This is a genomic window from Mesorhizobium sp. B2-4-13, assembly GCF_006658535.1.
Lineage (GTDB): Bacteria > Pseudomonadota > Alphaproteobacteria > Rhizobiales > Rhizobiaceae > Mesorhizobium > Mesorhizobium australicum.
Map to the genome: position 1 here is coordinate 44,551 of NZ_VFVB01000006.1, position 26,214 is coordinate 70,764.

At 64.3% G+C, this 26,214-nt stretch carries 26 protein-coding genes; 18 read left to right on the forward strand and 8 right to left on the reverse strand.

The window, feature by feature from the left end; genetic code table 11:
- Positions 1–69: 69 nt before the first annotated feature.
- Positions 70–639, reverse strand: a complete 570-nt coding sequence (efp, locus tag FJ936_RS17425; protein WP_015318353.1) for an elongation factor P — start codon at positions 637–639, stop codon at positions 70–72.
- A 114-nt stretch (positions 640–753) separates the two neighbouring features.
- Here efp and epmA point away from each other — a divergent pair, with 114 nt between their 5' ends.
- Entirely contained in the window at positions 754–1,800 is a 1,047-nt protein-coding gene (gene epmA, locus FJ936_RS17430) for an EF-P lysine aminoacylase EpmA (protein ID WP_140792041.1), read from the forward strand.
- 24 nt (positions 1,801–1,824) lie between these two features.
- Here the strand turns inward: epmA and FJ936_RS17435 are convergent, their stop codons facing one another.
- Positions 1,825–2,241, reverse strand: coding sequence for a VOC family protein (locus tag FJ936_RS17435; RefSeq protein ID WP_015318351.1), 417 nt, complete (start codon positions 2,239–2,241; stop codon positions 1,825–1,827).
- Positions 2,242–2,416: 175 nt separating this feature from the next.
- On the opposite strand from FJ936_RS17435, the gene FJ936_RS17440 reads away from it, so the two are divergent.
- The 6 genes from FJ936_RS17440 (at position 2,417) to lpxK (ending at position 8,009) form a co-directional block, all read left to right on the forward strand.
- Positions 2,417–3,760 (forward strand): TldD/PmbA family protein, encoded by a 1,344-nt coding sequence (locus tag FJ936_RS17440; protein ID WP_140792043.1) that lies wholly within the window; start codon positions 2,417–2,419, stop codon positions 3,758–3,760.
- Positions 3,747–4,550 carry a 3'(2'),5'-bisphosphate nucleotidase CysQ gene (locus FJ936_RS17445; protein WP_140792045.1) on the forward strand — a complete coding sequence of 268 codons (804 nt, stop codon included), beginning with the start codon at positions 3,747–3,749 and terminating at the stop codon, positions 4,548–4,550. The genes FJ936_RS17440 and FJ936_RS17445 overlap by 14 nt, the downstream gene beginning before the upstream one ends.
- Before the next feature lie 76 nt (positions 4,551–4,626).
- Positions 4,627–4,872, forward strand: coding sequence for a DUF4170 domain-containing protein (locus FJ936_RS17450; RefSeq protein WP_140661886.1), 246 nt, complete (start codon positions 4,627–4,629; stop codon positions 4,870–4,872).
- Positions 4,873–4,877: 5 nt separating this feature from the next.
- On the forward strand, positions 4,878–5,669 hold the full coding sequence (locus FJ936_RS17455) for a lysophospholipid acyltransferase family protein (protein WP_015318347.1): 792 nt from the start codon (positions 4,878–4,880) through the stop codon (positions 5,667–5,669).
- Positions 5,666–6,982: a lipid IV(A) 3-deoxy-D-manno-octulosonic acid transferase gene (waaA, locus tag FJ936_RS17460; RefSeq protein WP_015318346.1), complete on the forward strand. Its 1,317-nt coding sequence runs from the start codon at positions 5,666–5,668 to the stop codon at positions 6,980–6,982. Before FJ936_RS17455 ends, waaA begins: the two co-directional genes overlap by 4 nt.
- A gap of 1 nt (position 6,983) precedes the next feature.
- Positions 6,984–8,009, forward strand: coding sequence for a tetraacyldisaccharide 4'-kinase (gene lpxK, locus FJ936_RS17465; protein WP_140720912.1), 1,026 nt, complete (start codon positions 6,984–6,986; stop codon positions 8,007–8,009).
- 96 nt (positions 8,010–8,105) lie between these two features.
- Here the strand turns inward: lpxK and FJ936_RS17470 are convergent, their stop codons facing one another.
- Positions 8,106–8,339, reverse strand: a complete 234-nt coding sequence (locus tag FJ936_RS17470; protein WP_140617125.1) for a DUF2093 domain-containing protein — start codon at positions 8,337–8,339, stop codon at positions 8,106–8,108.
- 114 nt (positions 8,340–8,453) lie between these two features.
- Between FJ936_RS17470 and FJ936_RS17475 the strand changes: the two genes are divergently transcribed.
- Positions 8,454–9,056, forward strand: coding sequence for a hypothetical protein (locus FJ936_RS17475; protein WP_140792047.1), 603 nt, complete (start codon positions 8,454–8,456; stop codon positions 9,054–9,056).
- Between the two features lie 59 nt (positions 9,057–9,115).
- Here FJ936_RS17475 and FJ936_RS17480 read toward each other — a convergent pair whose 3' ends face one another.
- Positions 9,116–10,042, reverse strand: coding sequence for a LysR substrate-binding domain-containing protein (locus FJ936_RS17480; protein ID WP_140792049.1), 927 nt, complete (start codon positions 10,040–10,042; stop codon positions 9,116–9,118).
- A 90-nt stretch (positions 10,043–10,132) separates the two neighbouring features.
- Here FJ936_RS17480 and FJ936_RS17485 point away from each other — a divergent pair, with 90 nt between their 5' ends.
- Complete coding sequence (locus tag FJ936_RS17485) at positions 10,133–11,026, forward strand: DMT family transporter (RefSeq protein ID WP_140792051.1); 894 nt, start codon at positions 10,133–10,135, stop codon at positions 11,024–11,026.
- A 480-nt stretch (positions 11,027–11,506) separates the two neighbouring features.
- Positions 11,507–11,749 carry a hypothetical protein gene (locus FJ936_RS30710; protein ID WP_210245826.1) on the forward strand — a complete coding sequence of 81 codons (243 nt, stop codon included), beginning with the start codon at positions 11,507–11,509 and terminating at the stop codon, positions 11,747–11,749.
- A gap of 189 nt (positions 11,750–11,938) precedes the next feature.
- Here the strand turns inward: FJ936_RS30710 and mutL are convergent, their stop codons facing one another.
- Both mutL and FJ936_RS17500 read right to left on the reverse strand, forming a co-directional pair.
- Entirely contained in the window at positions 11,939–13,828 is a 1,890-nt protein-coding gene (mutL, locus tag FJ936_RS17495; protein WP_015318340.1) for a DNA mismatch repair endonuclease MutL, read from the reverse strand.
- Positions 13,829–13,871: 43 nt separating this feature from the next.
- A complete protein-coding gene (locus FJ936_RS17500) occupies positions 13,872–14,774 on the reverse strand; it encodes a LysR substrate-binding domain-containing protein (RefSeq protein ID WP_015318339.1) in 903 nt (300 codons plus the stop codon).
- Positions 14,775–14,866: 92 nt separating this feature from the next.
- Here FJ936_RS17500 and FJ936_RS17505 point away from each other — a divergent pair, with 92 nt between their 5' ends.
- The 6 genes from FJ936_RS17505 (at position 14,867) to FJ936_RS17530 (ending at position 22,545) form a co-directional block, all read left to right on the forward strand.
- Positions 14,867–16,417: a trimethylamine methyltransferase family protein gene (locus FJ936_RS17505; protein ID WP_141906833.1), complete on the forward strand. Its 1,551-nt coding sequence runs from the start codon at positions 14,867–14,869 to the stop codon at positions 16,415–16,417.
- Between the two features lie 44 nt (positions 16,418–16,461).
- Positions 16,462–18,111, forward strand: a complete 1,650-nt coding sequence (locus FJ936_RS17510; protein ID WP_015318337.1) for an ABC transporter substrate-binding protein — start codon at positions 16,462–16,464, stop codon at positions 18,109–18,111.
- Between the two features lie 73 nt (positions 18,112–18,184).
- Positions 18,185–20,167, forward strand: a complete 1,983-nt coding sequence (locus tag FJ936_RS17515) for an FAD-dependent oxidoreductase (RefSeq protein ID WP_140792057.1) — start codon at positions 18,185–18,187, stop codon at positions 20,165–20,167.
- A gap of 52 nt (positions 20,168–20,219) precedes the next feature.
- Positions 20,220–21,329 carry a mandelate racemase/muconate lactonizing enzyme family protein gene (locus FJ936_RS17520; protein WP_140661892.1) on the forward strand — a complete coding sequence of 370 codons (1,110 nt, stop codon included), beginning with the start codon at positions 20,220–20,222 and terminating at the stop codon, positions 21,327–21,329.
- 126 nt (positions 21,330–21,455) lie between these two features.
- Positions 21,456–21,932, forward strand: coding sequence for a DUF3828 domain-containing protein (locus FJ936_RS17525; RefSeq protein WP_140792061.1), 477 nt, complete (start codon positions 21,456–21,458; stop codon positions 21,930–21,932).
- Positions 21,933–21,936: 4 nt separating this feature from the next.
- A complete protein-coding gene (locus FJ936_RS17530; RefSeq protein ID WP_141906834.1) occupies positions 21,937–22,545 on the forward strand; it encodes a hypothetical protein in 609 nt (202 codons plus the stop codon).
- An 8-nt stretch (positions 22,546–22,553) separates the two neighbouring features.
- Here the strand turns inward: FJ936_RS17530 and queF are convergent, their stop codons facing one another.
- Entirely contained in the window at positions 22,554–23,015 is a 462-nt protein-coding gene (gene queF / locus FJ936_RS17535) for a preQ(1) synthase (RefSeq protein ID WP_015318332.1), read from the reverse strand.
- A 57-nt stretch (positions 23,016–23,072) separates the two neighbouring features.
- Between queF and FJ936_RS17540 the strand changes: the two genes are divergently transcribed.
- Complete coding sequence (locus FJ936_RS17540) at positions 23,073–25,118, forward strand: NADH:flavin oxidoreductase (protein ID WP_140720884.1); 2,046 nt, start codon at positions 23,073–23,075, stop codon at positions 25,116–25,118.
- A gap of 100 nt (positions 25,119–25,218) precedes the next feature.
- On the opposite strand, the gene FJ936_RS17545 is transcribed toward FJ936_RS17540, so the two are convergent.
- Complete coding sequence (locus FJ936_RS17545) at positions 25,219–25,626, reverse strand: hypothetical protein (RefSeq protein WP_015318330.1); 408 nt, start codon at positions 25,624–25,626, stop codon at positions 25,219–25,221.
- A 175-nt stretch (positions 25,627–25,801) separates the two neighbouring features.
- Between FJ936_RS17545 and FJ936_RS17550 the strand changes: the two genes are divergently transcribed.
- Positions 25,802–26,200, forward strand: coding sequence for a MarR family transcriptional regulator (locus FJ936_RS17550; RefSeq protein WP_224530094.1), 399 nt, complete (start codon positions 25,802–25,804; stop codon positions 26,198–26,200).
- Positions 26,201–26,214: the final 14 nt, after the last annotated feature.

A 26,214-nucleotide genomic window follows, 5' to 3' on the forward strand; every position in this document is an offset into this window, starting at 1 on the left:
ACTGCGAGGCTACTTTGTGCCGTGTCGGCGGGGCATCATGCCGAGGCGGCAACAATGCCTCCGCTTCGCTCAGTCCTTCGCCCGCTCCACATAGGACCCGTCCGCCGTCATCACCACGACGCGGGTGCCGGGCGCGATGTGCGGCGGCACGGTGGTGCGCACGCCATTGGAAAGCACGGCCGGCTTGTAGGAAGACGATGCCGTCTGGCCCTTGGTCGTCGGCTCGGTCTCGACCACTTCGAAGGTGGCGCGCTGCGGCAGCACCAGGGCGATCGCGATGCCGTTGAACTGTGACACCTGCACCGGCATGCCCTCCTTCAGATAGGGCGCCGCGTCGCCGACCACGGCTTCAGACACCGCCACCTGGTCGTAGGTTTCCGGGTTCATGAAGTGATAGCCTTCGCCATCGGCGTAAAGGAAGGTGTGCTCGCGCTCCTCGACATAGGCGCGCTCCACCTGTTCGGTGGTGCGGTAGCGCTCCGACACCTTCACCCCGTCGCCGATGCGGCGCATATCGAGCTGCGTCACGGGCGTGCCCTTGCCGGGGTGGATGTTTTCGGCGAAGAGGATCACATAAAGCTTGCCGTCCTTGTCGACGACATTGCCTTTGCGGAGCGAACTGGCGATGACTTTCACCACGGTTTTAAATCCTGCGAGAGTTGACTGGCGTTTGCCGGCTTGCGCGGCGCTGGATGGGGGCCTAGCGCATCTTGGCGCGAACCGCCAGCCCCCTCGGCGAACCGAAGCGCGCTGATGACCGCCGCGTCGCCCTGGTGGACGCCGCATGTCCATGCCGACCGCCGTCCGCGCCTGATGCTGCGCAGCGGGATGACGGCTGCCTTGCGCGACTGGTTCGCCCGCAACGACTTCATTGAGGTGGAGACGGCGGCGCTGCAGGTCTCGCCCGGCAACGAGGCGCATCTGGCGGCCTTCGCCACCGAAGCGGTCGGGCCGGATGGCGCCCGCTCGCCGCTTTATCTCCACACCTCGCCGGAATTCGCCTGCAAGAAACTGCTTGCGGCGGGGGAGCAGCGCATTTTCAGCCTGGGGGCCGTCTACCGCAACCGCGAGCGCGGTCCCTTGCATCATCCCGAATTCACCATGCTCGAATGGTATCGGGTGGGCGAGACCTATGAAAGCCTGATGCGCGACTGCGCCGATCTGCTGGCGCTGGCCGCGACACGGGCAGGGGCCACGCACTTCTCTTTCAGGGGCCGCGACTGCGATCCGTTTTCCGAACCGGAGCGGCTGACCGTGGCGGACGCCTTCAGCCGCCACGCCGGGATCGATCTGCTGGCCACGGTCGCGCCCGATGGCGGCACGGACCGGGACGCGCTGCATGCCGCTCTGATCCAGGCCGGTCTGCGCACCGCGCCTGACGACAGCTGGGCCGATTTGTTCAGCCGCGTGATGGTGGAAAAGATCGAACCCAATCTCGGCCTCGGCCGCGCGACCATTCTTTGCGAGTACCCGGTCGCCGAGGCGGCACTGGCGCGGCCGAGCCCGAGGGATCCGCGCGTCGCCGAACGCTTCGAGCTCTATTGCTGCGGCGTCGAGCTCGCCAACGGCTTTGGCGAACTGACCGACGCGGCCGAGCAGCGCCGGCGCTTCGTCATCGAGATGGACGAGAAAGAGCGCGTTTATGGTGAGCGCTACCCGCTGGACGAGGACTTCCTCGCCGCGTTGGCCATCATGCCGCAGGCCAGCGGCATCGCGCTCGGCTTCGATCGGCTGGTGATGCTGGCGACCGGCGCGCAGAAGATCGAGGACGTGATCTGGACTCCGGTCGCGGCATCTTGAAGACGGGCTGCCGCCCCTTTGATCTCAATGCGCGAATACCTGCTCCAGCGAGCGAAAGCCCTTGAATTCCAAAGCATTGCCCGAGGGATCCCGGATAAACAATGTCGCTTGTTCGCCGGGCTCGCCCTTGAAGCGGACCATCGGCCGCTCCAGCCAGTCTATGTCGTCGCGCGCTTCCAGCCGCGTCGCCAGGCGCTGCCAGTCGTCCATCAAGAGCACAGCGCCGAAATGCGGGATCGGCACCAAAATGCCGTCGACCTTGCCGTCGCTTGCAGCTCGCGCGGCCTGCGGCCGCAAATGCGCCGACATCTGGTGGCCGTAGAGGTCGAAATCGACCCAGGTCGCCGACGAGCGGCCGATCGCACAGCCCAGCACCTCGCCATAGAAAGTTCGGGTTTCATCGAGATCACGGACTGGAAAGGCAAGATGGAAAGGCGTCATGGCGAAGGCTCCAGATAGGCAAAAACCGCGACGTCCGCTCTTTGCGGGCGCTTCGATGGCGATTTGGTCGCAACATCCTGATTGCCCTTCTGCCATTGCACAAGCGGCAGTGGAACAATAGATGGTGCGGCAGCACCTGCCTTCCGGACAGGCTGAAGAAAACAGGATCAAGTGCATGACCGACAAGCTCGACGCCGCGAAATTGACGGACCGTGTCGCGGCCCTGGTCGAGGCCGCCAAACGCGCTGGCGCCGATGCCGCGGACGCCGTCGCGGTGCGTGGCCGCTCGACCGCTGTTTCGGTGCGGCTTGGCAAGGTCGAAAACACAGAGGCGTCCGAGGGCGACGACGTTTCGCTGCGGGTGTTCGTCGGCCAGCGTGTGGCCAGTGTATCGGCCACCGCAGCGTCCGACCCGAAGGCCCTTGCCGAGCGCGCCGTCGCCATGGCCAAAGTGTCCCCCGAGGATCCCTACCAGGGTCTTGCCGACCCCGCGCTGCTCGCCAGACAGACGCGCGATCTGGACCTGTTCGATGCAACCGAAGTGTCGGCGGACCAGTTGAAGGAGGCGGCCCTTGCGGCCGAGGCGGCGGCTCTCGCCGTCAACGGCGTAACCAATTCGGCCGGCAGCAATGCCAGCGCCGGGCTGGGCGGGCTGGTTCTGGCCACCTCGCACGGTTTTCTCGGCCAGTATGTCGCCTCGCGCTTTTCGCGCTCGGCCAGCGTGATCGCCGGCGAGGGCACCGGCATGGAACGCGACTACGAATTCTCCTCGCGCCAGCATTTTGCCGATCTCGACGCGGCCGAGGATATCGGCCGCCGGGCCGGCGAACGGGCCGTGCGTCGCCTTGGCGCGCGCAAGGCGGCGACCGGATCGGTCGACGTGGTGTTCGACCCGCGCGTCGCGCGCGGCATTGCCGGCCATATCGCCGGTGCCATCAACGGCGCTTCCGTCGCGCGAAAAACCTCGTTCCTGCGCGACATGATGGGCAAGCAGGTGGCCGCGTCCGCCATCACCGTTACTGACGAGCCGCTGCGGCGCCGTGGCCAGGCCTCGCGCCCGTTCGATGGCGAAGGCGTCGAGGGCGAGAAGCTCCTGATGATCGAAAAGGGCGTCCTCAATCACTGGTTCCTGTCGACATCGGCGGCCCGGGAGCTCGGCCTCGTCACCAACGGGCGCGGCGCGCGCGGCGGCTCCTCCGTCTCGCCGTCTTCCACCAATCTTGCCATCGAGCCAGGCGAAAGGTCGCCGGAAGATCTGATCGGCTCGCTCAAGAGCGGCTTCTACGTCACCGAAGTGTTTGGCCAGGGCGTAGACATGCTCACCGGCGAATACAGCCGCGGCGCCTCCGGCTTCTGGATCGAAAATGGGGCGCTTGCCTATCCGGTCGCCGAAGTCACCATCGCCTCGAACCTGAAGACGATGTTCCTCAACATGATGCCCGCGAATGACCTTGATCGCAATTTCGGCACCGCCGCCCCGACGCTCCTGATCGAAGGCATGACCCTTGCCGGAGCATGAGCTGACCACCGCCGGTGCCGATCTGGACCTGCCGCTGCTGCGCGACGCCGCCCGCGAGGCGGGTCTCATCGCCATGCGCTACTTCGGCAACAATCCGCAGGTCTGGATGAAGGGCGGCACCTCGCCGGTCAGCGAAGCCGATCATGCCGCCGATGCGTATCTGCGCCAGACGTTGCTTGCGGCACGGCCGGATTATGGCTGGCTGTCGGAAGAGACGGCCGACGACCCGGCGCGGCTTTCGGCGCGCCGCACCTTCGTTGTCGACCCGATCGACGGTACGCGCGGCTTCCTTGAAGGCCAGCGCGCCTGGTGCGTCAGCGTCGCCGTCGTCGAGAATGGCCGCACGCTCGCCGGCGTGCTCGAATGCCCGGCGATGGACGAAACCTATTCCGCGCTGCCAGGCCAGGGCGCATTCCGCAACGGCAAGCGCATTGCGGTGCGCAAGCCAGGCGACAAGCCCGAGATTTCCGGCCTGAAGCAGTTGATCGACCTGATGCCGGCCGGCTGGCAGAAGCGGCTGCAACGGGCGCCCTACAGCCCTTCGCTTGCCTACCGCCTGGCGATGATCGCCAACGGCACGCTCGACGGCACCTTCGTCAAGCCGAACGCGCATGACTGGGACATCGCCGCCGCCGACCTCATCCTGCGCGAGGCAGGTGGCCAACTGCTCGACCCGCATGGCCACGCGCCGTCCTATGCCGGCGAGGTGACCCGCCACGGTGCGCTCGCGGCCGGCAGCGGCGAACTGCTGGCCGTGCTGGTCGACGTCATTGCCGGGCTGGATGGCTGAAAGCGTTTTCGAAGGTTCCAAAGTCGGCGGCTTTGGTCTAGACCTGTCACAAACTCACGATATGTGAAGGACCGACATGGCCGCGGAAGACGGAAAGAAACAGCTTTTGCATCTGGTGTTCGGCGGCGAACTGAAGAAACTTGGCGGCACCGAGTTCCGCGATCTCGATGCGCTCGACATCGTCGGCGTCTATCCGGACTATCAATCCGCGCACACGGCGTGGAAGGCCAAGGCGCAGGCCAGCGTGGACAATGCTCATATGCGTTATTTCGTCGTTCATCTGCACCGTCTGCTGGATCCCGATAGCAAGGCCACCGGTTGACTTCGATGGAGCATGATCTGGCGAAAGAGCCAGCCGGCGAGGCCGCGCCCACGGGCAGGGGCCGCAGCCGCACGACCAAGGCCTTCTGGCGCAGGATTCGCGAACCGCTCGCGCAGTCGCGATTCGTCAAGAACGCCATTGCCAGCCTGCTCGCGCAGTTCGTGCGGCTGGTTCGCGCGACCAGCCCCCTGGTCGCCGGATCGGCGCGCTTTTCGGGCGGCGCCTATGCCGAGTTCGAGCCGGGGATCATTGCTCTGTGGCATGGCCAGCATCTTTTGACGCCGGCCTATTACCCCAAGCGCAAGCCGCTGGTTGCCATGGTGTCGCGTAGCGCCGATGCCGAGCTCAACGCCCTGATGCTGGAGAAATTCGGCATCGAGGCGGTGCGCGGTTCGGGCGGGCGCGACAATGCCAGGCATCTCGACAAGGGCGGGGCCAAGGCGCTCATCGCCCTCAAAAAGTCGCTCACATCAGGCAAGAACGTCGCCATGATCGCAGACATTCCCCACGGTACCCCGCGCGATGCAGGGCTCGGTATCGTTCTCCTGGCTCGCCTCTCCGGCCGGCCGCTGCTGCCCGTCGCCATCGCCACCAGCCGCCGCAAGGTGCTGGAAAAGAGCTGGGACAAGACCACCATCAACCTGCCCTTCGGCCGCTCCGCCGTGACCATCGGCACGCCGATCTTTGTGGCGGCGGATGCCGATGACGCCGAAATGGAACGCAAGCGCCAGGAAATCACCACCGCCCTCAATGCCGCGACCGCCGAGGCCTACCGCCTCGTGGATGGCCCGCGGTGAGCGGCCGCTGGGCCCGCACCATGTTGTCGGCATACCGTTTTGCCGGCGCGGCCGCCTATCCGTTGGTCGGGCCTTACGTCGCCTGGCGCACCTCGCGCGGCAAGGAAGACCGCAATCGCCGGCGCGAGCGCTACGGCGTCGCCGGACGGCCGCGCCCCGAGGGCCCGGTGATTTGGATCCATGCCGCGAGCGTCGGCGAGACCTTGGCCGTCGTGCCGCTTGTCGAAAGCATCCTCGACTATGGCGTCAACATCGTGCTGACGACCGGTACGGTCACCTCGGCCCAGGTCGTCGACGAGCGGCTCGGCGACCGCATCATTCACCAATATGTGCCACTCGATCTGAAGCCGGCGGTCAGCCGCTTCCTCGATCACTGGAAACCCGATCTGGCGATCATCGCCGAATCCGAGATATGGCCGATGACTATCCTCGAACTTGGTGCCCGCCACGTGCCGCAGGTGCTGGTCAATGGCCGGCTCTCCGATCGCTCCTTCATGTCTTGGAAGAAGCGGGCCAACATCGCCGAGGCCCTGTTCGAGAATCTGGCCCATGTCGTTGCCCAGTCCGACGTCGACGGCGAGCGTTTTCGGGCGCTCGGCGCCCGGCCGGTCACGGTGTCGGGCAATCTCAAGGTCGACACCAACCCGCCGCCGGTCGACTTGCGAGCGCTTGGCACATTGCAGCGGCAGATCGGCGATCGGCCGACCTGGGCGGCGATCTCGACCCATGATGGCGAGGAAGTGGTCGCCGCGGAAGTTCACGCGACGCTGCACAGGCGTCACCACGGCCTTTTGACGATCGTCGTTCCGCGCCATCCCGATCGGGCCGAAGCCCTTGCCGCGCAGATTTCCGGCATGGGCCTTAAAGTCGCGCGGCGCAGCAAGGGCGACCGTATCGGGGCCGATACCGATATCTTGCTTGGCGATACGATCGGCGAAATGGGCTTGTATCTCCGGTTGACCGAAATCGCTTTCGTCGGCCGCTCGCTGACCTCCGAAGGCGGCCAGAATCCGCTTGAGCCGGCCATGCTCGACACCGCCGTTCTCGCCGGGCGCAACGTGCAGAATTTTCGCGAGGCCTATCAGCGCCTGCTCGACAGCGGCGGCGCCAAGCTGGTGCGCGACCGCGACATGCTGGCCGGCGCCGTCAATTTCCTCCTGACCAACGAAGTGGCGCGCCACGAGATGATGGCGGCGGGGATCGCGACTGTCGAAGAGATGCGCGGCGCACTGGCACGCACGCTCAAATCGCTCGAACCCTATATCCAGCCGCTGGTGGTCAAGGCGCGCCTGAAGGGCGCCAACGGGCGTTAGAATGGCCTCCGAAGCACCGCCATTCTGGTGGGAAGAGCCGGACTGGAAGGTCCTGGCGCTGTCGCCGCTGTCGGCTGTCTACGCGCTGGTTGCCGGTCGCGGCATGCGGCGGGCCCGGCGCGAGAAGATCCAGGCGCCGGTTCTGTGTATCGGCAATTTCACCGTCGGCGGCACCGGCAAGACGCCGGTGGCGATCGCGCTCGCCCAACAGGCCAAGCGCATGCATCTGAAGCCCGGGTTCCTGTCGCGCGGCCATGGCGGTTCCTTCGCCGAGCCGCATGTCGTCGATGTCAGCCATGACAGCGCCAGGCATGTCGGCGACGAACCGCTGCTGCTGGCCGAACATGCCCCGGTGGCGGTGACGCCGAACCGTGCCGCTGGCGCCCGGCTGCTGCTGGAAAAACACGGTTGCGATTTCCTGATTATGGACGACGGCTTCCAGAGCGCGCGCATCCACATCGATTATGCACTGGTCGTGGTCGATGCCCGCTATGGGATCGGCAATGGCCGCGTCATCCCGGCCGGTCCGCTCAGGGCCAAGATCGTCGACCAGCTGGTCTTCACCAGCGGGCTGCTGAAGATGGGCGAGGGCACGGCCGCCGATGCCGTGGTCCGCCGAGCCGCGCGTGCCGGCCGGCCGATCTTCGAGGCCCACACGGAGCCGAGCAGCACGGCCGGGCTTGCCGGAAAGCGGTTCCTGGCCTTTGCCGGCATCGGTCATCCCGAAAAGTTCTTCGACACGGTGCGTGACGCCGGCGGCGAAGTGGTCCTGTCCAGGCCCTTTCCGGACCATCACTTCTACGCCGAGGACGAGCTTGCCGAACTGGCCGCGACGGCACGCGCCGAAGGCCTTGGCCTGATCACCACCGCCAAGGACGCCGCCCGGCTGCGTCACGGCGCCCCGCAGGACTTTCTCGACCGTCTTGACGTGCTGGAAATCGACACGGTGTTCGAGCTTGATCACGTGCCCGAACGCATCATCGAGGAAACGCTCGATGCCTGGCGGCAGCGCAAGCTGAGGAGATGAAGCTACTTCAGGAAAAAGTGCGTGGCGGTCTTCAGTCCGGAATTGCGTAAAACAATGAAGGAGAGCGGGTCAGATTCTATCAAACGCTGAGCCGCTCTAACTCCGTTTGCGCAACTCCGGATGCACCTCGATTTCGCGGCGCAGCGATGCGATGGCGTTCACGTAAGGCTCCTGCCTGGCGACGCTCCAGTATTTCAGCTCGTCCAACGGGATGTTTTCGCCCGTCACCGCGCAGCGCACGAACGAGCCCGGGCTGGTGACCTGGAAATCGCCATCGAGATAGCGGATGCGGGCTTCCTTGCCGCCCGGGCCTTCGAAACGGTTCATCATGCAACGGTACTTGAGTTCATCGGGATTCAATCGCCATAAATCGTGGGCAAGGTCAAGCTTGGCGCAATGCTCATATAATATTGCGGTATGGCACAATGGTTGTCAGGAAGCGCCATGAACATCGCCAATGCCAGTATGACGTCTTTGCTGAAAGAAGCGCTCATTCCCGGGCCGGTGCCTTCGCCCAGGGCCGATCCCGCGACCGCGGCTCTGGTCAAGGCGCTCGTCCAGCCGGCGGCGCCCGCGATGGTGCAATCGGCGCAGTTCGCTGCCCAGGCGCTGCAAGGCTCGCTACCGCGGCCGGCCGGTCAAACCTCACAACGCCTGTCCTCCCCCGAGATCGAGGATGCCTACCGGGCCGTCATGGAACCTGACGCCGCCACCCACCATGCATTGGCACGGGCCTCGACGGGTGGGGCAGGGACGGACACCGATCAGGCTTCGCGCGACTTCGCTCCGCCGCGGATAACGGCCAACGACAGCACCCCCAAACTCGCCGCGCCGCCGGCCCTATCCACATTCTCGCCGGCCGTCGCTTCGGCCGCGGTGCTGGTCGCGGCCAATGCCAACGCGCCGCAACCGCGCGGCGCCTCCATCCGTCCAGCGGGCCATGCTCCCCGATCCGAGCCAGTTCCGTCGTCGCTGTGGACGATATCGATCGTGGCGGCCATCGTCTCGGCCGCAACCACCACGATCGTGCTTTTGCTGTTCCGTTAAGCGAGTATCACGCGATTTCCAGCAGCGGCCGTCACGTATTCTCCGAGATGCGTCAGAGCCTAATCCTCATCCTGCAGGAAAGCTTCCAGCCTTGCCGAAGCAAGCCCGGCCTGTTCGGCAATGCGCCTGGCGAGATCCGCGGCGGCCGCGCGCGGCCGGCCCACCGGACGATCCAGCCAGTAGGAAACGGGATTGAGCACGGTGCGATCGTCAACGGCGACGAGGCGGCCGGACTGTATCTGGTGCTCGGTGAGCGGCGGCCGCGCCAGCGCGATGCCGAGGCCATGAGCCGCTGCATCGAGCACCAGATTGTAATCCTCGAAACGACGGTCTTGCGGGCGCGGCCGGTAGTCCATGTCCTGCGCGGCCAACCAGGCGCGCCAGCCCGAAGCGTCGGAATCGTTGATCAGCGGGAATTTGAGCAGCCGGGCTGGATCGCCGCTGCCGATCTCCCGTGCGAGGCCCGGCGAGGCGATCGGGAAGAGATATTCTTCGAACAGTTGCACCGAGACACGGCCCGGGATGCGGCCGCGACCGCAGCGCACCGACAGATCGATGCCTTCGTCGGCGAGATCGGCCTGGCGGTTGTCGACATCGAGCACGATGCGCAGGCGGGTGGGATCGTTCTCCAGCGCCGCCATGCGCGGCATCAGCCACAGGCCGCTCACCGAAGGAATGGAGGTCAGGCGCACCACCGCGGTGCCGCGCGGCTCCACCCACCGGTCGGAATTGACCGAGATCAGCGCGAAGGCTTCGGTGGTCCTGAGATGCAGGCGATTGCCTTCGTTGGTCAGCGTCACGCCGCGCGCGCCGCGCTCGAAAACCTTCAGGCCAAGCCAGTCCTCGAGTTTGGCGACCTGCCGGCTGACCGCGCCATGTGTGAGGTTGAGTTTTTCGGCGGCGGCCGAGAAGCTCCCCGTGCGCGCCGCCGCGTCGAAAGCGCGCAACGTCTCCAAGGGCAGCATACTGTTCGAGCTGTGATCCATGCTCACAGGTGACCCTCGATTTGGTCGTTTGTCAATTGACCTGGAAAGGCGTTTCCTGCTCCCGAGACCTGAAGAATCCGAGGCACTGGGATGAGCACGACGACAGGCACGTTGAATTCGACACAGCGGATGGACACCACGGCCGCCATTGCCGTGGCGCTGACGGTGATCGGCTGGGCCTCCGCCTTCCCGGCGATCCGGGCCGGGCTCGCCGCCTTTCAGCCGCTGGAGCTTGGCGCCCTACGCTTTGCCATCGCCGCCGTGCCGGCGGCGATCTTCCTTGCCGTCAGGCGTCCGGCTCTGCCCAGGATTGGCGATCTCTGGCGCTTCGCCTTTGGCGGCGCCATTTTCGTCGCGCTCTACACGGCGATGCTCAATTTCGGCGAACTGACGGTCTCGGCCGGAGCGGCGGGCTTCATCATCAATGTCAGTCCCATCTTTACGGCCATCATGGCAATGGCGCTGCTCGGCGAGCGCTTCTCCGGCCTGGCCTGGATCGGCACGGTCATCTCCTTCGCCGGCATCGGCATCATCGCCGTCGCCGACGGGCATGGCCTTCATTTCAATGCCGGCGCGCTGCTGGTACTTGGCTCGGCCCTCTGCTCGGCCGTCAACACCATCGTCCAGAAGCCGCTGTTTGCCCGTCATCATCCGCTGACGATCGCGGCGTCCAACATGGTGCTCGGCGCGCTCTGCCTGGCGCCCTTCCTGCCCACCGCTCTGCAGCAGGCCGCTGTCGCCAACACTGCCGGCCTCGGCGCCGTCATCTATCTCGGCATCGTGCCGAGCCTGATTGCCTATGCGGCGTGGGCAACCGCGCTGTCGCGCCTGCCGGCGGCGCGTGCCTCGAACTTCCTCTATCTGGTCTCGCCGATGTCGGCCCTGATCGGCTTCTTCTGGCTGGGCGAGGTGCCGACGCTGCTCGGCATCCTCGGCGGCGCGCTGGCGCTCGGCGGTGTCATCGTGGTGAATTTGAAACGCTGATTCAAAAGCTTGCGATCTTTCCCTGACTCGTGTCGGGAACCACCGATTTCATCACCAGTTGACGGCTGCCGCAAGGCAAGGCAACTGTCACTCGGTCTTGGCGGATGGTCGTCGCGGGCGCTGCGAGGTCGGGATGGGAAGACGTTTTATCTCAACGGTCGTTTGCTTGTTGCTGCTTAACGCGAAAGCCGTCGCGGGTTGGTACCACGTGGAAAACTACGAGGGTTTCCTCGGGCCGTCTCCCATCCATTTCTCCATACAGACATATGATAGCTTAGGCAGCGCGCCAAAGGTCGATGGAAGCTACTTCTACGACGCGAAGCAGAGCCCGATTGCGCTGTATGGCACGGTCAGCGGCACCAAGTTCGTGCTTTGCGAGATTTCAGACGACAAGGAATTCTATCGGATAATTGTGCAGGGGCCGAGACCCGCTGTCGATGCCACAAGCTGCCATTCTCCCTCGACCTCAATGGAAACGCTATGACCGGAAGCTGGAGCAAGGGCACTGATAGATATCCCGTCACCCTCAAGAAAATAGCGAGCCTGGATGACACTGGCGAGGCGAAGATCGATGGCACGGTCGAGATTTCCTTCTGGGCGCAGACAGCCACCGACAGGTTTTCGGGAATTTACACGAATACCAGCGCCGGCCTTTGCATGAAAAATGCGTGTCATCAAAAAGAGCAGCCGCAAGGTTGTCCAGGAAATTACCTTCGCCGATGACGACGCGTGCAGTGCCGGCATGCTGATGACGACCATCTATATGAACGTCGAGAAATGGGTGGAGCGAGGCAAGGACGTCATTTCCGTGAATTTTCGAGGCGGTGGCGCTGGAACCGCGGTCGATTACGTCTTCAATTCACGGACAAGGAAATATCAGCGGAGGAAATGAGGGCTGGCCGCGCAGCCGGTTCACCGCCGCCCGAACAGCCGCTCGATGTCGGCCAGCTTGAGCTCGATATAGGTCGGGCGGCCATGGTTGCAGGTACCGGAACCCGGCGTCGCCTCCATCTGGCGCAGCAGGGCGTTCATCTCTTCGGCCTTGAGCAGCCGCCCGGAGCGCACCGAGCCATGGCAGGCCATGGTGGCGGCGATCTTGTCCAGCCGTTCCTTGAGCGTCTCGACCGTATCGTTGTCGGCAATCTCGTCGGCAAGGTCGCGGACCAATTGCTGGACGTTGGTCTCGCCGAGCATCGACGGCGTCTCGCGCACGGCGACCGCACCCGGTCCGAAACGCTCGATGCCGAGGCCGAAGCGGGCGAGCGTTTCGGAATGCACGGCCAGCCGCTCGGCGTCCTCCTCCGGCAGGTCGATAATCTCGGGCAGAAGCAGCATCTGTGACGGCACCGGCCGCGCGTGCAGCGCGTTCTTCAGCGCCTCGTAAACCAGCCGCTCATGGGCCGCGTGCTGGTCCACGATGATGAGCGAATCCCTGGTCTGGGCGACGATATAGTTCTCATGCACCTGCGCGCGCGCGGCCCCCAGCACCGCGCCGAGCAGCGTCTCCGCCGCCTCGCTTTGCCCGGCGCGCGCATCGGCGCTGGCGAGCGGGCCGGCATCGAACGCGGCTTGCTCATTTTCGCCAAATCCGCCCTGTCTTGCGCCGGTGTGTTCAAAGCCCGGGCTGTCGAATTGCATGTCGAGCGGCCGCTGCGGCGAGCGCGCGGGATCGAAGCCGGCGGCGCCTGAAGCGCGATAGGCCGCGTCGTAGCTGCGATGGCCATTGGCCGGGCCGGGATGCGCATAGGACGGGCTGCCCGGCCGAAACGCTGCCATCATGCCGGCGGCACCGGTGGTGGCCGAGCGGATGCCGGCATCGGCCAACGCCTGCCGGATCGCGCCGACGATCAACCCGCGCACGAGGCCCGGATCGCGGAAGCGGACATCGGCTTTGGCCGGGTGGACGTTGACGTCGACGATGGCCGGATCGAGCGAAAGAAACAGTACCGTCACCGCATGGCGGTCGCGCGGCAGGACGTCGGCGAAGGCGCCGCGGATCGCTCCGGCGATCAGCTTGTCGCGCACCGGGCGGCCGTTGACATAGGCATATTGCTGCAATGCGTTGGCGCGGGTGAAGGAGGGGATCGACACATGGCCGGTCAGGTGCACGCCTTCGCGCATCGCGTCGATGGCAATGGAATTGTCGGGAAAGTCGGCGCCCATCACCTGCGCGACCCGGCGCAGGCTGCCGTCCGCGCTATCGTCGGTCGCCGGCAGTTCCAGCGTCGTGCGGTCGGAACCGGCCAGCGTGAAACGCACCGTGGGAAAGGCGATGGCGATGCGCTTGACGATGTCGCTGATGGCCGAGCTTTCGGCGCGTTCGCCCTTCATGAATTTCAGCCGTGCCGGCGTGGCGAAGAACAGGTCGCGCACCTCGACCGTGGTGCCGCGATTGGCCGCCGCCGGCTTGATTGGCAGGACGCGGCCGCCCTCGATGCCGATCTCTGCGGCGCTGTCGCTAGAGGCCGTGCGCGAGCGGATCGACAGCCGCGACACCGAGCCGATCGATGGCAGCGCTTCGCCGCGAAAGCCGAGCGAACGAATGTCGTTGATATCCTCGGTGAGCTTGGAGGTGCAGTGGCGTGCAATGGCCAGCGCCAGTTCCCGTTCAGGAATGCCGAAGCCGTCATCGGTGACGCGGATCAGGTTCAGCCCGCCGCCCGATGTGACGACTTCTACCTTGCTGGCCCCGGCATCGAGCGCATTCTCGACCAGTTCCTTGACCACGCTCGCCGGACGCTCGATGACTTCGCCGGCGGCGATCTGGTTGATCATCGTTTCGGAAAGCTGGCGGATGGGCATGCTCTGATCTTACACGGATTCGGTGGGCGCGCGCGAGGCCACTTTACGCCTGCGCCAGAAGCCAATCCCTGACCTTGCGCGCATTGTCGCTGAGCTCGCGGTTCTTCGGCCAGATGACGTAGAACGCGGTGCCCGTCTTCATGATGTGGTCCGTCACCGGCACCAGCAGCCCGGTCGACAGCAGCCGCTCGACAAGGTGGCGCCAGCCGAGCGCGATGCCTTGCCCCTCCATGACCGCCTGGATCACAATCGCATAGTCATTGATGCGCAAGCCACGCTCCGCATTGCGGAGACTGGCTCCGGCCGATTGGAACCATTCGTCCCAGTTCGGGGCCTCGCGATAGGGCTCTTCCAGATGAATGAGGCGGTGTGTCGCCAGTTGCTCGACGGTCTCGGGCCGGCCGAATTTCGTCAGATAACTGGGACCCGCGACCGGAAAGATCTCTTCGTCGGAGAGCGCTAGCGAGTGGTAGTCCGGCCAGTCGCGTGGCACGCCTCCGCGCACGGCAAGCGGAATGCCTTCCGCGATGATGTCGAGATCTCGGTCGCCGGTCTGGATGCGCAGATCGATGCCCGGCAATTCATCGCGGAACCGCTGCAGGCGCGGCATCATCCAGAACGAGCCGAAGGCCGTCGAGGCGGCGAGCGTCACATGGCCGCCAGTCGCCTGCAGGCGCAGGTCCTCCGCCGACTTGCGGATGTGGGAAAGGCCGAGCGAGACGTCGGCATGGAAACGCTCGCCGGCCTCCGTCAGGCTGACCTGGCGATGGCGGCGCTGGAACAGCGTGGCGCCAAGCTGTTCTTCCAACCCGCGCACGGCATAGGAGACGGCGGCCTGAGTCATGCCGAGCTCGCGCCCGGCGGCGGTGAAACTCGACAGCCGACCGGCTGCTTCGAAGACGATCAGGCTGCCGGCGGAGGGCAGGAGGTGGCGCAGGCTTCGCATAAGCTCAGCTTATACAAGAGATCAGGATTTTCCAGCGTCACAGTCGAATTTCACCTCGCTAAGTTGACCGGGATCGAAGGGATGGAGGCTCCATGAACGCACCGGCCGCTGAATTGACCGAGCAAACCCATCGCCGTGGTGGTGGCCGCCTCGGGCGCAAGGCGATGAGGAGCGCGCCGATTGCCTCGTTCCCGACCCTGGTGCGCCAGATTCCGGTCTATGAGATCGTTCCCGATGAGGCGGTGGAACTGATCCACGAGGAGTCGCTCAAAATCCTCGAAGAAGTGGGCTGCGAATTCCGCGACGACGGAGCCATCGAGCTCTGGAAGGCGGCTGGCGCCGATGTCAGGGAGACGCGCGTGCGTATCGACCGCGCGCTGCTGATGGAGCTCGTCTCGAAAGTTCCATCCGAATTCACGCTCCATGCGCGCAATCCCGAGCGCACGGTCCGCGTTGGCGGCAAGAACTCGATCTTCGTGCCGATGTATGGCGCGCCCTACATACGCGACCTCGACAACAACAGGCGCTACGGGACGCTTGCCGACCTCAACAATTTCCACAAGCTCGCCTACATGGCGCCGGCGCTGCATTCCTCGAGTTCGGTCATCTGCGAGCCGATGGAAATCGCCGTGCCGAAGCGGCATCTGCACATCATCCATTCGACGCTGAAACATTCCGACAAGCCGTTCATGGGCATCGTGACGTCCAAGGAGCGCGCCGAGGACACGATGGCGATGGCTGCAATCGTCTTCGGCGAGGAGTTCGTCCGCGAAAACCCGGTGCTGGTGGCGATCACCAACTGCAATTCGCCGCTGGTCTGGGACGCCACCATGATCGATGCGATGCGGGTCTATGCAAGCCACAATCAGCCGCTGATCCTGGCGCCGTTCGCGCTCTGCGGCGCCTCGACCGCGGCGTCGGCCGTCGGCGCGGTGGCGCAGGTCAATGCCGAGGCGCTCGCGGGCGTGGCCCTGACCCAGCTCATCCGTCCCGGTTCGCCCCAGATCTACGGCCAGTTCATGGTCACGGTCGACATGAAGACCGGCGCTCCCATGGGCGGCACGCCGGAGGCCGCCCAGATGATGTATCTGATGGGTGCGCTGGCGCGGAAATACAAACTGCCGTGGCGCACATCGGGCTTTCATGTCGGCTCGAAGCTCAACGATGCCCAGGCTGGCTATGAGGCGAACATGCTGATGCATGCAGCCATCCTCGCCGGCGCCAACTACATCTGGCATTCGGCCGGATGGCTGGAAGCGGGTCTCACTTGCGGTTACTCGAAATTCGCCACCGACTGCGAACAGCTTGTCGGCTGGTACAAATATGCCGGCGGCCTGCCTTTCGACGATTTCAAGGAAGCGATGGCAGCGATCCGCGAGGTCGGGCCGCAGGGCCATTTCCTCGGCACCCAGCACACGCTCGAGCATTTCGAGAAGGCTTTCTTCATGCCGAGCATCATGGACTTCAACTCCTACGAACAATGGAAGGCGGAAGGGGCGAAGGACCACGACACGCGCGGCCGCGAGAAGGCGCGCAACATGCTTGCCGACTATGAGGAGCCGAAACTCGACGAGGGCATTGCCGACGGTCTCAAGGATTTGATCGCGCGGCGCGAGGAAAAACTGCCTGACAGCGTTAGTTGAAAAAGCAGGCAAAGACCTCACGGGAACAACAAGGGGAGAATGACATGACGATTTTCAGAAGCAACGGCGATCGTGTGCCGCCCGCTATCGAAGCGATGGCGGCGGAAGCGAAGGCGGGTCGCATGGACCGGCGCGAGTTCCTGGCGCTGGCTAGCGCGCTTGGTGCGTCGACGGCATTTGCCTATGGCATGATCGGCCTCGCCGCGCCGACGCAAGCTGTGGCCGAGGAACCGAAGAAGGGCGGGACGCTGCACGTCTCGATGGCGGTGAAAGCGCAGAAGGATCCGCGCACTTACGATTGGGTGGAACTGGCCAATATCTCGCGTTGCTGGCTGGAGCCGCTGGTGCGCTACACCAGGCAATTCACCTTCGAGCCGGTGCTGCTCGAAAGCTGGGACATCAACGACGACGCCACCGAATACACGCTGCATGTGCGCAAGGGCGTCGCCTGGAACAATGGCGATGCCTTCAGCGCCGATGACGTGGTGCACAATGTGACGCGCTGGTGCGAGAAGGGCGTCGCCGGCAACTCGATGGCGGCCCGCGTCGGTGCGCTGATCGATGCCAAGACCGGCAAGGCCAGGGACGGCGCCATCACCAAGGTCGACGACAACACGGTCAAGCTGAAGCTCAGCGAGCCCGATATTTCGCTCATTCCCAATTTCACCGATTATCCGGCGCTCATCGTGCACCGCAATTTCGACGCCGATGGCGCCGACCCGATCAAGAAGCCGATCGGCACGGGAGCGTTTGAGTTGGTCTCTTACGACGTCGGCCAGAAGGCGGTGGTCAAGCGCCGCGAGAACGGCAAATGGTGGGGCGGCGAGGCGCCACTCGACGGTATCGAATTCATCGACTACGGCACCGATTTCAACGCCACGGTGAACGCGTTCGATTCCGGTGAAATCGACCTCAATTTCGAGTCGCCCGCCGACTTCATCGACATTCTCGACAAGATGGGGCTGCAGAAGTCTGAGGTCGCGACCGCCACCACGCTGGTTGCCCGCACCAACATCACGCACAAGCCATACGACGATCAGCGCGTTCGCAATGCGCTGCAGATGGCGGTCGACAACAACGCGGTGCTGCAGCTCGGCTATAACGGCCGCGGCACGGTCGGCGAGAACCACCATGTCAGCCCGATCCATCCCGAATACTATGCCCTGCCCAAGAAGGAGCGCGACGCCGCCGGCGCCAAGAAGCTGATGGCGGACGCCGGTCAGGCCGACTTCGAGCACGAGCTGATCACCATCGAGGACGACTGGCAGAAGAACACCGGCGACGCGATCGCCGGCCAGCTGCGTGACGCCGGCATCAAGGTCAAGCGCACGGTGCTGCCGGGCTCGACCTTCTGGAACGACTGGACGAAATATCCCTATTCGATGACCATCTGGTACATGCGCCCGCTCGGTGTCCAGGTGCTGGCGCTGGGTTATCGCACCGGCGAGGCGTGGAACGAATCGGCCTATTCCAATCCCGACTTCGACGCCAAGCTCAAGCAGGCGCTCTCGCTGATCGATGTCGCCAAGCGCAAGGAGGTGATGAAGGATGTCGAGCAGATCCTGCAGGACTCCGGCGTCATCATCCAGCCGTTCTGGCAGAAGCTCTACAGCCACACGAACAAGAAGGTGAAGAACTACGGCGTCCACCAGACCTTCGAGATGGACCTCCAGAACGTCTGGCTGGACGCCTGACGCCAGAAGTTCTGCCACACAGCGCCGGCGCTCCCTTGCGCCGGCGCAATGCCGCCGATGGGGAAGAATTTGCATGTCCGGCCGGGTCTTCAAACGTTTGTTCGAGCCGGCCACCTTGCGTGGCAAAACATTGCGCAACAGGATCGTGTTTGGAGCCCATACGGCGAACATGGCCGAGAACGGGCTGCCGACCGAACGCCATGTCGGCTACTACGCCGAACGCGCCATCGGCGGGGCCGGCATGATCGTGGTCGAGCCGATGCCCGTGCATCAGGCCGCCGTGCTTACCCGTGGCAATTTCAGCCCGTCCGATGACCGCGTCATCCCGTATTTCCGCAAGGTGACGGAGGCGATCCGCGGCAACGGCGCCGTCGCCATCCAGCAGCTCTACCATGTCGGTCAGCACGCGGACGCGGACAACTCGTTTCACCCCGGTTGGTCGCCTTCCGGCCTGCCGAGCTACCACGATTCCGACGGCTCGCATCGGATGTCCGAAGCCGAGATCGAAGAAACGATCGACGGCTTCGTCCAGGCCGCGCGCCGTTGCCACCAGGCCGGCTTCGACGGCGTCGAGGTCTGGGCGGCGTACCATTCGATGCTGGACCAGTTCTGGACACCTTGGTCGAACCGCCGGGACGACCGATGGGGCGGCAGCCTCGAAAACCGCACCCGCATGAGCCGTGAGGTGATGATCAGGATTCGCCGGGAATGCGGCGATGATTTTATCATCGGTCTCGCGATCAATGATGAGCCCGAAGTCGAAGTGGCGCTGAAGCGCGAAGCGCTGGCCGAGATCATCGACCTCCACGACCGCGATGCCTTGATGGACTATGTCACTTGCGGAACGGGTTCCTACTTCGATTTCTACAAGATCATGCCGACCTTTGTTTACCCGGAGAAGCTCGGTGCCGACCTGGCGTCCGTGCTCAAATCCACCGTGCGTCACGCGCTGATCACCGCCGAGAGCCATATCCGCACGCCCGAGAACGCCGAGAGCGTGCTGAGCGAAGGCCGTGCCGATCTCGTTTCCATCGTGCGTGGGCAGATCGCCGATCCGCATCTGGCTGCAAAGGCTGCCGCCGGCCGGCCGCAGGACATTCGCGGCTGCCTGTCCTGCAACCAGATGTGCTGGGGCCGGCGCAGCCGTGACTACTGGATCAGCTGCGTCATCAATCCTTCCGCGGGGCGGGAATGGGAGTGGGGCGGCGACCGCTTTGCTCCGGCCGGCCAGCCGAAGCGCGTACTGGTCGTCGGTGGCGGCCCGGCCGGTCTCGAAGCGGCGCGCGCCGCGGCCGAGCGCGGCCATCGCGTCACGCTGGCCGAGGCATCCGACCGCCTTGGGGGGCAGTTCCGTCTTGCCGGGCTGCAGCCGCGCCGTGCCCAGATTCTGGACCTGATCGACTGGTATGAGCGCCAGCTCGGCCAGCTCCAGGTCGATATCCGCTACGGGCAGTATGTCGAGGCCGACGATGTCGAGCGCGAAGGCGCCGATCACGTCATCGTGGCGACCGGCTCGATGCCACCGGACGGCGCTTTCCAGCGGGCCTTGCCGCACTGGGAGAGCATTCCGGGCGGCGGTCCGGTGCTCTCGGCCGAAGCGGTGATGGCGCGCGAGGCGAGGCCGGGAAAAAATGTTCTCTTGCTGGACGACGGCGGCAATTGGAAGGGCTGCGGCACCGCCTGGAAACTCGCCGAGGATGGTCACAACGTAACGCTTGTGACACCGGACGCCCTGGTCGGCAAAGAGCTTCAGCGAATGGCCGTCGATGCGCCGCTGCGACGGGCACTCGCCAAGCTGAAGGTGCGGTTTGTGACCGAGAGCGCCGTCGTTCATTGGGACGGCAGGGTGGCCAGGATCGCTTCGCTGCTCGACCGGACCGAGCAGCAGGTCGAGGCCGACGCTTTGGTATTCGCCGCCACCAGCATGGCGCAGGACAGCCTGTCCATCGAGCTCGAAAGGCGCGGAATTGCGCATACCTCCATCGGCGACTGTACCGCCTCCAGACAGGCGGCATTTGCCATTCATGACGGGCGCAAGGTGGCGCTTGGTCTTTGACCATCGCGAAAGGCGCCATGCCAGGCAAGGCATGAACGGGGCTGATGTCTGAATGCGTATCAGGTCAATCAAAGTCTATCAGATGCTTCTGCCTGTTAAAGGCGGTGCCTACCGGATGGCCAGCGACACCGTGCAGAATTTGGACAGCACGCTGGTTGAAGTCACCACCGAGGATGGACTGTCAGGCTGGGGTGAGACTTGCCCGATCGGCCCTGTTTATCAACCCCAGCATGCTCTGGGCGCGAGAGCGGCAATTGCTGAAATAGCGCCGGGACTCATCGGCGAGGACACAGCGTCCATGCGCCGCCTCGCCAAACGAATGGACGAACGGCTGAACGGTCACAACTATGCCAAAGCGGCCTTGGACATAGCTCTCCTCGACCTCGCCGGCCAGCGGCTGGGCGTCCCTGTTTCAACACTTCTCGGTGGTGCGCTCACCGATCGCGTGCCGTCATACTACTCGACGACCGTCGGTGCTCCGGACGAGACCGCGCGTATTGCCGCCGACAAGGTCAATGCCGGATATCCACGGCTTCAGATCAAGATCGGCGGGCGGGATCTCGAACAAGACGTCGCCACTGTGCACAAAGTATGGGAGGCGGTTGGCTTCAGGGCCCGCATAGCCGTCGACGCCAATCGCGGCCTGACCGCTGCCGCGGCGCTGCACATCGATCGGCTTTGCCAGGCAATCCCGTTCGTGTTCGAACAGCCTTGCAACACCATGGAGGAAGTCGCTGGTCTCAAAGGGCGCGTTACGCATCCGATCTATCTCGATGAGAGTACCGAGGATTTGAATGCCGTGCTTCGGGCAGTTTCGTCAGGTATCGCCGACGGATTCGGATTGAAGGTCACCCGTCTTGGTGGTCTGACCAAGATGGCCACGGTCCGCGACCTGTGTGCGATACGATCTCTTCCGCACAGCTGCGACGATGCCTGGGGCGGAGACGTCATCGCCGCGGCATGCGTCCACCTCGCCGCTACCGTCGAGCCGAGACGTTTTGAGGGAGCCTGGATCGCGCAGGAGTACATCGAAGGGCATACTGATCCCGCAAACCCGATCGTGATCGAGAACGGGCATATACGCGTCCCGCAGATCCCAGGGCTCGGTGTCAAGCCTGAGCGCTCCCAACTCAACGCGCCGATCGCCACTTTCGGAAACTAAGGATCGTTGGATTTGATCTATGCAAGCAGACGCGCCGCCCGGAGGAGGCTTCATGAGCCGCAAAAAAGCCGATATGCACGATGCGTGGTATTGATTGCCTTCCGCAGTCAAACATTCGGGGAATCCATGAAACTGCTGCTCGCTGCCATCCTGTCGATTGCCGCACCAGCCGCGGCATTGGCCGGCCCGGCGTCCGACGCCGTGAAGTTCTTCTATGTCCCGCAGGTCAAGTTCGAGGCCGACGCGCAATACCGCGATCGCTTCACCGAGCCGGTGACGAAACTGTTCGACCTCAACGACCAGGCGACCAAGAAGAATCCGGACCAGGTCGCCTGTATCGACTTCGATCCCGGCCTCGACGCGCAGGATTTCGACCAGAAGGCCCTTTCCAAGACACTGAAGCTGTCCGAGACGGTGGAGGGCGACACGGCGCAGGTGGTGGCGAGTTTCAGCCTTTTTCCGGACGGAGACGATTCGCAGCGCGAAATGCACTGGTCGCTGAAGAAGGTCGACGGCAAGTGGAAGATATCGGACATTGCATCGAAGACCAGCGACTGGACGCTGAGCCAGCTCGAATGCATGGCGGGCCAAGATCCGGAGTGATGCGATGGCCGGTCGCACGCTTCTTTTGTTCTCGGCCATGTGCCTGCTGGCGGCGGGCTTGAACGGCGCAGCCGCTCAGGGGCTGTTGGACGCGCCGCCGGCAAAAGCTCCGGCCGGGACCGCGCCCGACGACAGCGTGACGCCGCCGGCAACCCCGCCTGGCGGCGCCGCGGAGCCGCCGACGCCACCGGTCGCATCGCCGCCGAGCGAGCCTGCCGCTCCAATCCAGCCGGGGTCGCCGACCGCGGTGGTGCGGCCGTTCTACGATCAGGTCGGCCTGGAGGTCGATCCTGCTCAGCGCGGCCATTTCATCGATCCGGCGAAAGCCGTGCTCGACAAGAGCGATGCCTTGCGCAAATCCGGGCAGGGCGAGTGCCTGGACCCCAACATGGCGCTCGACAATGCGGACTACGACAAGGCCGAGATCGACAAGAGCCTGAAGACGCTCGAAGCGATCAATGGCGACCAGGCCAAGGTGATCGTCGCCTTCGTCGTCGCCGGTAACCCGCACCGCCTCGAATGGAAGTTCAAGAAGGTCGATGGCGAATGGAAGATAGCGGACCTTTTGTCGGTGACCGGCGAATGGGCGCTCAGCCAGTACCAGTGCGAATGATGGCCGAACTAGCCGCGCCCGCGATAGGGGGTGACGCCGGTATCCGGCAGCCAGGCGCCTTCGGGCGGAGCGCCGGTCTGCCAGAACACATCGATCGGAATGCCGCCGCGCGGATACCAATAGCCGCCTATGCGCAACCAGAGCGGCTTGGTCGCGGCCACGATGCGGCGTCCGATCATCACCGTGCAGTCTTCATGGAAGGCGCCATGGTTGCGAAACGAGGTCATGAACAGCTTGAGCGACTTCGATTCCACCAGGGCGGCATCGGGTGCGTAGTCGATGACGATGTGGGCGAAATCCGGCTGTCCGGTCACCGGGCAGAGCGAGGTGAATTCCGGGCAGGTAAAGCGCACGATCGCCGGCGGCCCGTCGCCGCGCGAAAACGGCACGGTTTCCAGGACCGCGGCTTCGGGGCTCTGTGGCGTCTCGACGTGCGTGCCGAGCTGGGTGAGATTTTTGGTATCGATCATATGCGGTTTCCCTTGGATTTGCCGCTCATTAGCACAAATTAAAACGGCAGGAAGACGATGACCAGCAACGACCCGCTTCTCCAACCCTACCAGCTCAAGCATTTGACGCTGAAGAACCGGGTGATGTCGACCAGCCACGAGCCGGCTTACTCGGAGGACGGCATGCCGAAGGAGCGCTACCGGCTCTACCATGCCGAAAAGGCCAAGGGCGGCATGGCGCTGACCATGACCGCCGGCTCGGCGATCGTTTCGCGCGACAGCCCGGCTGCCTTCGGCAATCTGCACGTCTATGACGACCGCATCGTGCCGTGGTTGGCCGAACTCACCGATGCCTGCCATGAGCATGACTGCAAGGTGATGATCCAGATCACCCATCTTGGCCGCCGCACGGGTTGGAACAAGGCCGACTGGCTGCCGGTGCTCTCGGCTTCGCCGGTGCGCGAGCCGGCGCATCGCGCTTTCCCCAAGACCATCGAGGACTGGGACATCGAGCGCATCGTCGCCGACTATGCGTCGGCCGCCCAGCGCTGCCAAGCGGCCGGGCTCGACGGCATCGAGTTCGAATCCTACGGCCATCTGATGGACGGCTTCTGGTCGCCTGCCACCAATCATCGCGATGACGAGTATGGCGGTTCGCTCGACAACCGCCTGCGCTTCACCAACATGGTGCTCGATGCGGTGCGGGCGGCGGTCGGCGAGAAATTCGTCGTCGGCATCCGCATGGTCGCCGACGAGGATTTCGACAAAGGCCTGTCGAAGGAGGAGGGCGTCGAGATCGCCAGGCGGCTGGCCGGCTCCGGCAAGCTCGATTTCCTCAACATCATCCGGGGCTCGATCGAGACCGACGCGGCGCTCACCAAGGTCATTCCGGTGACCGGCATGCGGTCTTCGCCGCATCTCGATTTCGCCGGCGAGGTGAGGGCGGCGACGAAATTCCCGACCTTCCACGCGGCGCGCATTTCCGATGTCGCCACCGCGCGCCATGCGATCGCCACCGGCAAGCTCGACATGGTCGGCATGACACGCGCCCATATCGCGGATCCGCACATCATCAAGAAGGTGATGGAGGGCCGCGAGCACGAGATACGTCCCTGTGTCGGCGCTACCTATTGTCTCGACCGCATCTATGAAGGCGGCGAGGCGCTATGCGTTCACAATGCGGCGACCGGCCGCGAGGCGGATATCCCGCACGTCATTGTCAAGACGGAAGGGCCCAAGCGGAAAGTGGTGGTCGTCGGCGCCGGCGCTGGTGGGCTGGAGGCGGCGCGCGTCGCAGCCGAGCGCGGTCATCAAGTCACCATCCTCGAGGCATCATCACAAGCTGGCGGCCAGGTGCGTCTGGCGACCCAGAACCCGCGCCGCAAGGAATTGATCGGCATCATCGACTGGCGGCTGGCCGAACTCGACCGGCTCGGCGTCGAGATCCGCTATGACACCTGGGCGGAACAGGACGATGTTCTGGCGCTGGCGCCCGACGTCGTGGTGATCGCCACCGGTGGCCTGCCGCAGAACCCGCCGCTGGCCTCCGGCGACAATCTCGTCACCTCGAGCTGGGACATCGTGGCCGGCAGCGTCAAGCCGGCCGAAAATGTGCTGCTCTACGACGACAATGGCGGCCATCAGGGCATGGGCGCGGCCGAACTGATTGCCAACAGCGGCTCGAAGCTGGAACTGGTTTCGCCGGAACGCTTCTTCGCCCCCGAAATGGGCGGCATGAATCACGTACCCTATGTCAGGGCCTTCCAGGAAAAGGGCGTCACCGTCACCATCAATACCCGCCTGCGCTCGGTGCGGCGCGAGGGCAATCAACTGATCGCGGAACTCGCTTCGGATTTCGCCGATGGCTGGCGCGGAGAGCGCAGGGTCGACCAGGTGGTGGTCGAGCACGGCACGGCGCCGCTCGACGATCTGTATCTTTCGCTGAAACCGCTGTCGAAGAACGGTGGTGCGGTTGACTATGAGCGTCTGGCCAACGGCGGCGACATTTTTCCCAAGCGCAACGCGGATGGCGGCTTCGTGCTCTTGCGCATCGGCGACGCGGTTGCCTCGCGCAACATCCACGCCGCCATCTATGACGGGATCAGGTTCGGGATCAGGATTTGATCACGATCGGGTGGCGCGCAACGACCTTTGCAAGGAGAGCCACCTGCCGCTCTGGTCCGTTGCGCGCCGCGCATGATCGGCTTTCACCGGCCGTGCGATTCTAAAACATCTTGGCGGTCGCCATGCAGAGCACGGTGATGACCAGCAGCCCGCCGGCTATGCGTTCGCCCCTGGTCATTTTCGCGCGCAGCGCCGTTTGGGTCGCGGCATCGGCGCCGGCAAGCTGCCTGCTGGCGGAGCCCACAAGCGCGCCTTGCACGCCGGCGGCGATCAGCGCCGTCAAAATGCCGAGCGCCAGTATCTTTTCCATCGAGCCAAAAGCACCCTCATGAAAGAAATACCAGAGCAGCAAACCGGTCAGGAAAGCCAAACCGGCCGCGCCCATTTGCGGCCGGAAGAACCGCTCTGCCCGGATGTCCGGATCGCGGCCAACCGCGATGGTCGTGCCGGCCCAGAAGACGCCGGCCATGACGTGCAGGCCGATGACGGCGATATAAACATATTGCATGACCGCATTCCTCTCATTCGCCCACCGCCTACGCGCCGCAACCATGCTGCGATGCCATCAATAAGGCAAAATTAGATATCTAACGGTTAGATGTCAACCATGAAGCCAAGTTTCACATTCCCACTGCTTGCTCTACTGTCAGATCATGACACCATTTGACCGCCCGCCGGTCGGCATGAATCTCGGCCGAACCGCCAAGCTTGTCGCCCAGGCCTTCGACGCTGCCTTGGTTGAAGCAGGCGGCACATTGCCGGTCTGGCTCACGCTGCTGTCTGTCAAGTCGAGCGAGCTTGCCAATCAGCGCGAACTCGCCGGCATGATAGGCATCCAGGGCGCGACGCTGACCCATCATCTCAACGCGATGGAAGCGCAGGGCCTGCTGACGCGGCGGCGCGATCCCGTTAACCGCCGGGTTCACCTGGTCGAATTGACGGAGACGGGAGAAGCGCTGTTCGAGACGTTGCGGCAAGCGGCACTCGTCTTCGACAAGCGGCTTCGCAAAGGACTGTCCGACGAGCGTCTGGCGGAATTTGCGCAGGTGCTTGCGGCGTTGCGGAAAAACGTAGAGAGCTAGGAATGCCGGCCTGT

Bases quoted from the DNA above. Each gene is read 5' to 3' on its own strand.
- epmA (WP_140792041.1), top strand. From the start codon at position 754: ATGACCGCCGCGTCGCCCTGGTGGACGCCGCATGTCCATGCCGACCGC.
- FJ936_RS17435 (WP_015318351.1), bottom strand. From the start codon at position 2,241: ATGACGCCTTTCCATCTTGCCTTTCCAGTCCGTGATCTCGATGAAACC.
- FJ936_RS17440 (WP_140792043.1), top strand. From the start codon at position 2,417: ATGACCGACAAGCTCGACGCCGCGAAATTGACGGACCGTGTCGCGGCC.
- FJ936_RS17450 (WP_140661886.1), top strand. From the start codon at position 4,627: ATGGCCGCGGAAGACGGAAAGAAACAGCTTTTGCATCTGGTGTTCGGC.
- FJ936_RS17455 (WP_015318347.1), top strand. From the start codon at position 4,878: ATGGAGCATGATCTGGCGAAAGAGCCAGCCGGCGAGGCCGCGCCCACG.
- lpxK (WP_140720912.1), top strand. From the start codon at position 6,984: ATGGCCTCCGAAGCACCGCCATTCTGGTGGGAAGAGCCGGACTGGAAG.
- FJ936_RS17470 (WP_140617125.1), bottom strand. From the start codon at position 8,339: ATGATGAACCGTTTCGAAGGCCCGGGCGGCAAGGAAGCCCGCATCCGC.
- FJ936_RS17475 (WP_140792047.1), top strand. From the start codon at position 8,454: ATGAACATCGCCAATGCCAGTATGACGTCTTTGCTGAAAGAAGCGCTC.
- FJ936_RS17480 (WP_140792049.1), bottom strand. From the start codon at position 10,042: ATGGATCACAGCTCGAACAGTATGCTGCCCTTGGAGACGTTGCGCGCT.
- FJ936_RS17485 (WP_140792051.1), top strand. From the start codon at position 10,133: ATGAGCACGACGACAGGCACGTTGAATTCGACACAGCGGATGGACACC.
- FJ936_RS30710 (WP_210245826.1), top strand. From the start codon at position 11,507: ATGACCGGAAGCTGGAGCAAGGGCACTGATAGATATCCCGTCACCCTC.
- mutL (WP_015318340.1), bottom strand. From the start codon at position 13,828: ATGCCCATCCGCCAGCTTTCCGAAACGATGATCAACCAGATCGCCGCC.
- FJ936_RS17500 (WP_015318339.1), bottom strand. From the start codon at position 14,774: ATGCGAAGCCTGCGCCACCTCCTGCCCTCCGCCGGCAGCCTGATCGTC.
- FJ936_RS17505 (WP_141906833.1), top strand. From the start codon at position 14,867: ATGAACGCACCGGCCGCTGAATTGACCGAGCAAACCCATCGCCGTGGT.
- FJ936_RS17510 (WP_015318337.1), top strand. From the start codon at position 16,462: ATGACGATTTTCAGAAGCAACGGCGATCGTGTGCCGCCCGCTATCGAA.
- FJ936_RS17515 (WP_140792057.1), top strand. From the start codon at position 18,185: ATGTCCGGCCGGGTCTTCAAACGTTTGTTCGAGCCGGCCACCTTGCGT.
- FJ936_RS17520 (WP_140661892.1), top strand. From the start codon at position 20,220: ATGCGTATCAGGTCAATCAAAGTCTATCAGATGCTTCTGCCTGTTAAA.
- FJ936_RS17525 (WP_140792061.1), top strand. From the start codon at position 21,456: ATGAAACTGCTGCTCGCTGCCATCCTGTCGATTGCCGCACCAGCCGCG.
- FJ936_RS17530 (WP_141906834.1), top strand. From the start codon at position 21,937: ATGGCCGGTCGCACGCTTCTTTTGTTCTCGGCCATGTGCCTGCTGGCG.
- queF (WP_015318332.1), bottom strand. From the start codon at position 23,015: ATGATCGATACCAAAAATCTCACCCAGCTCGGCACGCACGTCGAGACG.
- FJ936_RS17540 (WP_140720884.1), top strand. From the start codon at position 23,073: ATGACCAGCAACGACCCGCTTCTCCAACCCTACCAGCTCAAGCATTTG.
- FJ936_RS17545 (WP_015318330.1), bottom strand. From the start codon at position 25,626: ATGCAATATGTTTATATCGCCGTCATCGGCCTGCACGTCATGGCCGGC.
- FJ936_RS17550 (WP_224530094.1), top strand. From the start codon at position 25,802: ATGAATCTCGGCCGAACCGCCAAGCTTGTCGCCCAGGCCTTCGACGCT.